The sequence below is a fragment of the Candidatus Nanosynsacchari sp. TM7_ANC_38.39_G1_1 genome, assembly GCF_004138385.1.
Window position 1 is genome coordinate 1 of the sequence record NZ_PQNZ01000046.1, and the last position, 6,367, is coordinate 6,367.

Below are 6,367 nucleotides of genomic sequence, written 5' to 3' on the forward strand. Positions count from 1 at the left end.
TCTGTTCAAAATAATCTAAATTATGTGCTATAACGGCTTCTTTTAATCGCTTTTGACTCTCTTCCCAGAGTTTTGCATCGCCTAAATAAGCATCGCTGTCATCACGATAGCTCAAACGCACACGTAATTTCATGCCGAATGTTGCATACACTTTATCTACAACGCCCATTAGATTATGAATTTCTTCGCCAATTTGGTCAGGACGACAAAATACATGCGAGTCATCTTGCGTCAAAGAGCGCACTCGACTCAAACCACCGAGCTCCCCTGTCTTTTCATCACGATAATCAGTTGTCGTCTCCAGATATCTTACTGGCATATCTCGATAACTTCGTGGACGTGAGGCAAAAATCTGTGTATGGTGCGGGCAATTCATAGGCTTGAGGGCCATTTCATCACTAGTCTCCTGACTCTTTACAAGAAACAACTCTTCACCAAACTTTGCCCAGTGACCCGACTTTTCATACAAATCTTTTTTTGTGATATGGGGCGTCCACACCTTCTCAAAACCGAATTTCTGCCGCAACTGATTCGAATATTGAGACACCACCTCGCGCAAAATAGTTCCTCTAGGTGTAAATAGTGGCAAACCAACACCCACTAGTGGCGAGGTCGTGTATAAATCAAGGTCCCTACCTAGCTTTCGATGATCGCGCTGCTTTGCGATCTCTATCTTTTCCAAATATTCATCTAGCTCTTCCTGGGTGGCAAATGCCACGCCGTATATACGCTGCATTTGTAGGTTATTTTCATTACCACGCCAATATGCGCCAGCAACCTTAGTCAGCTTAAACGCACCAACCTTACCCGTACTATCAACATGTCCACCCCTACATAAATCGACATAATCACCTTGCGAATACAAAGACACAGTCTTGACCTTACTAGGAGCTTCATCTGTAGAGCCAATATCCTCACCAGACAATTCACTAGCAACGGTAGTACCAGACCGCTTAAGGTCGTTTAATAGCTCAATCTTAAAGTTCTGCTGATTTTCCCTAGCCCAATCAATAGCCTCATCTATTGCCACATCTCGTCTTTCGAACGGATAATTGGCAGATACTATTTTTCGCATCTCTTTTTCTATCTTTGGCAGACTATCTTCAGAAATTGTCGCACCATCAAGATATATATCATAATAGAAGCCATTGTCGATAGCTGGGCCTACACCAAATTTTGCCTGAGGCCATAAACGCTGAACAGCCTGAGCCATAATATGCGCCAAACTGTGTCTCATAGATTTTAGTTCATCTTCACTCATATCAATATTATAGCACGCTCCTTGCGAACGGATATCTGTTGTGATAGTATTATTACATCTGGGCGATTAGCTCATTTGGCTAGAGCGCTTCATTGACGTTGAAGAGGTGAGAGGTTCGAATCCTCTATTGCCCACCAGAGCAATCATGTAACTTGCCGTAATTTAGACGGCAAGTTTTTTATTTTGCATAATATTTTATGCACAAATACTAAAAGTTTTCCACGTCGTTATTCGATGTCTAATCAACATTTCTATGCGTCTGGTGATATATTTTCGTAGATTATCGAATTTGACAAAAAATAATACTTATGCTAATATAAAAGCATGGCTAAACAACATACCAAAACAAAATCTACAACATATAAAAAGCAATCTCGGCTAAGCTGCTATACCATTTACTACGAGCTCAAATAACGTAACAAGCTGGACTGCTTCGCTTGGTATTGTAATCACGTAAAGTAATTCAGTGTCTCGCGACCAGTGTTGGTAGTCTCAGCTAAAAGACTATAATTTTATAATTTTGATTTACGTCTAGCTTTCTTGAGAGCATCCTTCTTGGCCTTTGTTTTAGCACGCGACGATAGTGTTGCCTTGTCGGTTACATCAAATTTCTCAAGATATTTACCTAACAACAAATGCGTCTGCGCTGCCATTGATGCTGCAGAACTATAACAGATTGATATAACAGGCATCAGAAACCATTGCAAAACCATAAAAACGGTTCGCGAACGCTTATAGCGTTCTGGACGAGGAGGCAGCATCTTCAGCATCAGTAAAATCGTAATAAATATTCCGATAACTGCTACCTGTTGAATGTGGCTAACTATTAGCGGCAGAGCATGCGCAGAAATATTTCTGGAAGCTTCGGGATTGGTTAATAATGGCACCCACGCGCCAAAAGCAACCAATATTGACATCGTAGCTAAGCTAACATGATTATCAATTAGCCGTATAAATCTTGCCAATGTTTCCCAAAAAGGAGCTGTTCGCTGGCGCGTAAATAATCTGACTGCTACATATGGTATATCCGAAGCACCATACCCCCAGCGCCGCAACTGTTTAAACTGACTGATAAGCGTTGCTTTAAATGTGTCTGACAACACGGCATCTTGATATACAGGAACATGGATTGGCATAACACTATAATCACCTTTAAAGTAAAAATAACTGCGCCAATACTGATGCCCATCCTCAACAATACTACGCTTACTCCAGAAATCCATACTCACAAGCGCCGAAAGCGGCTGGCTATGAGCTGCAAAATTACGCAAAGCATGCGGCCGCATACTACCAATAATAGTCCAAAACGAATTGCCCGTTGCTAGCACCCGCATTGGCGCTGGTGCATCCCAAATATTACCAAAATACAAGGCCACCGGCTGATATGATAGTCTTTCGCGGTTAGGGGTAACAGCATATTTATACGCCACATAATCAAAATAGGTTGAGTAAGGCCGATTATCGCTATCAAGGGTTGTAACGATTACTTGGTTATATTCAATCTTTTTATTGTCGCACCACTGCTTGAGGTCATAGCCTGCATACGTAATATTTGGACCCTTGCCCGGTATCTCGTCCGGCAAATCTTTAGGGTGTTGAATAATCCGAAAGTCGCAAAATACGCCAGCGTATTCATCGCGAAGACGTCTGGCAGTCTCTGCCATCTGCTCGCCGCCGCGTTCTTCGTAAGCCAAATATACAATCAACCTCTCGTTCGGATATGTTGTATTATTTACTGACTCTACCGTCGGCTTCAATACTTCGTAAGACTCGTTATAAGCAGCAATTAGTACTGCATGATAAATATCTCTGGGATCTATGATCTGCAACTCGCCTTTTTCGATAGACAGAATAGTTTGCTGATGCACATCAGCTTCAAAATCTTTTTTATTAATTTTAATTTCGGGCGACTTGCCCGCGGCAGCCTGCGATAGATCATCAAGTCGAGCACTCCAATCAATTTTCTCGGCCCGAACAAGTTGCCGGTGTCCCAGCAAAGTTCTATAAGAAATGCCTATCGCCTTAACAAACGTAGTTAACACCAATAACAATAAGTAAATAGCTGCCAGAAAAGGACTAAGTACTGATAAAACTACTAACAAAATTAACATGCCATAGCTTATTAACGCTGGCAACATCTCAAAAAAACGATAAAGCTTCGACCTTTTGCCAAGAGGAATTTCTAAGTCTGGACAACTCATGCCGCCCGTCCTAAAGATAGGACGCCAAAAGCGTACATAGCAGCAATCAGCATAATGATAAACGCGCACCATCCAATTGCCTTAGCAGTTGTTGTTTTTTCCAATAGATAAAACTTTATCATTAGCGCGCCGTGGATGATAGTTACTAACGTGAAAAATCCAGAAAATAATAATAAATATTGCCAGTGATCTTTGTAAAAATGTACTTGCCCGAAAGCAGTATAACGCGAATAAACCGTAATCTCGCTGGGCGTAATCTGCATAGACACGGCAATTGAACAAACTATATCTAAAATTAGCATCGCTACGAGAAAAAGAACAAGAGTCCTATTCTTGAGAACACCTAATAACGACTTAATGATTTCGCTTTTCATAACTTATAAACTATGGAGCCGTCTGCCGGGATTGAACCGGCGACCTGCGCGTTACGAATGCGCCGCTCTACCAACTGAGCTAAGACGGCAATACGTTTATATTATAACAAAAGCCAAACAATCCTACCATAGAAAAAGCCCCACTTCGTGGGACGCTTTCTATGGCGCGCCCGACCGGATTCGAACCGGCGATCTCCTCCGTGACAGGGAGGCGTGATAGACCAGCTTCACTACGAGCGCAAACTATTCAGTGTGCATTATATATCATTACCTAGTTATGTGCAAGCGAAAAACGCCTACTGGTTAACTACCGCGCCGCCAGTTTGGCTGTTATCTGGAATGGTTATATATTCGCTAATCTTACCACTCTTTTTTAGCTGCTCAAATTGCGACTTAAAAGCCGTCAACGGTATATGAATATATTCAAAGGTTATCTTCTTGTCAGTTTTCGCAACAACTTTTACTATGTAGTAACCATCGTCATTAGTGCTCCTTGTAATACCGGATAAGCTGCCGACTGGAGTTTTTGAAATATCCGAAACTCTAAGTCCATTAAATTTACTGCTAATATCAACCGATCCGCTATTGCCAGCTGATAACTTGCCCTCGGTCGATTGTTTATTGATAGTTTCAACCGTTTTGGCAAAGTCGCCATTAGACTTCAATAAAGATAAGGCTTTATCAGCCTGATCTTTTGCAGTTGCATCCATAGCAAAGGCGACTTTGTTTTTTAGCAGCCCGTTTTCAACAATTAGCCGATAGTCATCAGCGCTCTCTCCGTAAAGCATACGAATCGACGCATCATATGTTTCTTGCGACACGCGGCCGTTAATCGTCGTGCGTTCCTGGTCAATAAAATCATTAACATCTTTTCGCGAAATACTAACATTATAGCGCTTAGCCAGTTTGCGAGCGTAAGCTGCTTGTTGGGCTAGATTCATTGAACGATATTTAATGTCGTCAAGCTGAACATACCAGTCTTTGGAGTTGACCTTAACCTCGCCATATTTATTTAAGTAATATTCAGAAGCTCGGTACTGCACCAAATAATCGCTATACCGGACTGGCTCGCCGTCAACACTGCCAACTGGCAACATTGCAATGCGAGAAATTCGATAAGCTATAGTGCTAGTATTCTGCATCGGATACATTACCGCCCAGCAACCAACTAATAGCAGAATGATACTGGCCATCGAAATAAGTACTGTATTAATAATCAGCTTATGCTTGGTGTATTGAATCGGATATTTAAACCTGCGGCCACCAGCTAAAATCTGTTCGCGATGCTCAGCGATAGTCTCGTTAGTAATACGGCTCGCCGCTGGAGCTGGTTGCTTTTTACTTCGCTTCAACTTTATTTTCTTCATATATTTTCTGTCTCCTTAGTTCGGCTTCGTGAACTGCATCTTGCAACTCATTATATATCTTGCTAGGATGCTCGACTAGCCGAATAACCAGATCGCCAACGTAAGTACGCATGATGATGGTGCCAAACTTGAACACTTCGCCGCTAAACCCAGGTATATTATAACTTATACTTTGGACCTTATCTAGATTTATTTCTACAACATCCCGGCCAAAGAAGCCGCGCTGAGTAATCTGGCGAATGCGCTCGTTAGTCACCGCGTACACAGTATAAAACCACATCAAGAAGTGATAAATAAACAAGATTAAGCCAAGCACAAAACCGCCAAAAAATATCCAAAGCAAATCAAGATTAGTCTGCCAGATCAAGAACGGTATTGCGCCAACAGTCATCGGAATTAGCAGCGAATAGAAACCCTTCCGCATAGCAATGATGTGCCGTCGAAAAACTAGCAATACTTTCTCGCCGTCGTGTAATCCTTCAAATTCTGCTGCCATAGTAATATCCTGGTACCCCGGACAGGAGTCGAACCTACAACCATTTCCTTAGGACGGAACTGCTCTATCCAATTGAGCTACCGGGGCCCTGGGATTAGTGTAACATCGCAAGCACTAGCGAGTAAAGCGCTCGCTAGTTCGATGATAACTATATAACTCATCATCGCTAAACCAATGCGATATTTCTTCTGCAGCTTCCTCGATGTTACCGCTAGCATGAATTAGATTAGGCACTCCCTTGCCTTCGCTATCAGCATATTGGAAGCTCATGTGCGAAAAATCGCCGCGAATGGTACCAGGAGCAGCACTCTTTGGTTCTGTCGCGCCGACAAGTTTGCGAACCAGATCAACCGCTTCAACGCCCTCAAGTACCATTGCGATAACCGGCCCCTGAACCATCATTTCTAACGTAACGTCAAACTTTTCTTTGCCGCGGCGAGTGATCATTTTGCCAATTTCTTCGTAGTGACGGTAGTAGTGCTGCTTGTCGGGCGCAATCATTTTAGTAGCGACTATTTTCAGTCCAACCTGCTCGAAACGCGTCAGAATACGCCCAACTAAGCCCCGCTGCACCGAATCCGGCTTAAAGACAATTAGTGTTTTTTCTACATCACCCATCATTTATACCTCCTATTTATACAGTTGCTTTACCGCTATTATATCAGATA

At 42.5% G+C, this 6,367-nt stretch carries 6 protein-coding genes and 4 tRNA genes; 1 reads left to right on the plus strand and 9 read right to left on the minus strand.

Annotated elements, in window-relative coordinates:
* Positions 1-1,261 (minus strand): threonine--tRNA ligase (thrS, locus tag G1ANC_RS03275; RefSeq protein WP_129693586.1); only part of this gene is annotated, 1,261 nt, incomplete at its 3' end.
* Positions 1,262-1,321: 60 nt separating this feature from the next.
* Here thrS and G1ANC_RS03280 point away from each other — a divergent pair.
* Positions 1,322-1,398: transfer RNA gene (locus G1ANC_RS03280), tRNA-Val, on the plus strand.
* Between the two features lie 375 nt (positions 1,399-1,773).
* Here G1ANC_RS03280 and G1ANC_RS03285 read toward each other — a convergent pair.
* The 8 genes from G1ANC_RS03285 to G1ANC_RS03320 all read right to left on the minus strand — a co-directional run bounded on the left by G1ANC_RS03285 (position 1,774) and on the right by G1ANC_RS03320 (position 6,317).
* Entirely contained in the window at positions 1,774-3,462 is a 1,689-nt protein-coding gene (locus G1ANC_RS03285) for a glycosyltransferase family 2 protein (RefSeq protein WP_129693587.1), read from the minus strand.
* Positions 3,459-3,836 carry a hypothetical protein gene (locus tag G1ANC_RS03290; protein ID WP_129693588.1) on the minus strand — a complete coding sequence of 126 codons (378 nt, stop codon included), beginning with the start codon at positions 3,834-3,836 and terminating at the stop codon, positions 3,459-3,461. Before G1ANC_RS03290 ends, G1ANC_RS03285 begins: the two co-directional genes overlap by 4 nt.
* A gap of 13 nt (positions 3,837-3,849) precedes the next feature.
* Positions 3,850-3,925 (minus strand) — tRNA-Thr (locus G1ANC_RS03295).
* Positions 3,926-3,998: 73 nt separating this feature from the next.
* Positions 3,999-4,076, minus strand: a tRNA-Asp gene (locus tag G1ANC_RS03300).
* 56 nt (positions 4,077-4,132) lie between these two features.
* A complete protein-coding gene (locus G1ANC_RS03305) occupies positions 4,133-5,203 on the minus strand; it encodes a hypothetical protein (protein ID WP_129693589.1) in 1,071 nt (356 codons plus the stop codon).
* Positions 5,175-5,699 (minus strand): PH domain-containing protein, encoded by a 525-nt coding sequence (locus tag G1ANC_RS03310; protein ID WP_129693590.1) that lies wholly within the window; start codon positions 5,697-5,699, stop codon positions 5,175-5,177. The genes G1ANC_RS03305 and G1ANC_RS03310 overlap by 29 nt, the downstream gene beginning before the upstream one ends.
* Before the next feature lie 10 nt (positions 5,700-5,709).
* Positions 5,710-5,786, minus strand: a tRNA-Arg gene (locus tag G1ANC_RS03315).
* A gap of 27 nt (positions 5,787-5,813) precedes the next feature.
* A complete protein-coding gene (locus tag G1ANC_RS03320; RefSeq protein WP_129693591.1) occupies positions 5,814-6,317 on the minus strand; it encodes a nucleoside-diphosphate kinase in 504 nt (167 codons plus the stop codon).
* Positions 6,318-6,367 lie beyond the last annotated feature (50 nt).

Coding starts and splice junctions, on each gene's coding strand:
- G1ANC_RS03290 (WP_129693588.1), bottom strand. CDS start 3,836: ATGAAAAGCGAAATCATTAAGTCGTTATTAGGTGTTCTCAAGAATAGG.
- G1ANC_RS03320 (WP_129693591.1), bottom strand. CDS start 6,317: ATGGGTGATGTAGAAAAAACACTAATTGTCTTTAAGCCGGATTCGGTG.
- G1ANC_RS03285 (WP_129693587.1), bottom strand. CDS start 3,462: ATGAGTTGTCCAGACTTAGAAATTCCTCTTGGCAAAAGGTCGAAGCTT.
- G1ANC_RS03305 (WP_129693589.1), bottom strand. CDS start 5,203: ATGAAGAAAATAAAGTTGAAGCGAAGTAAAAAGCAACCAGCTCCAGCG.
- G1ANC_RS03310 (WP_129693590.1), bottom strand. CDS start 5,699: ATGGCAGCAGAATTTGAAGGATTACACGACGGCGAGAAAGTATTGCTA.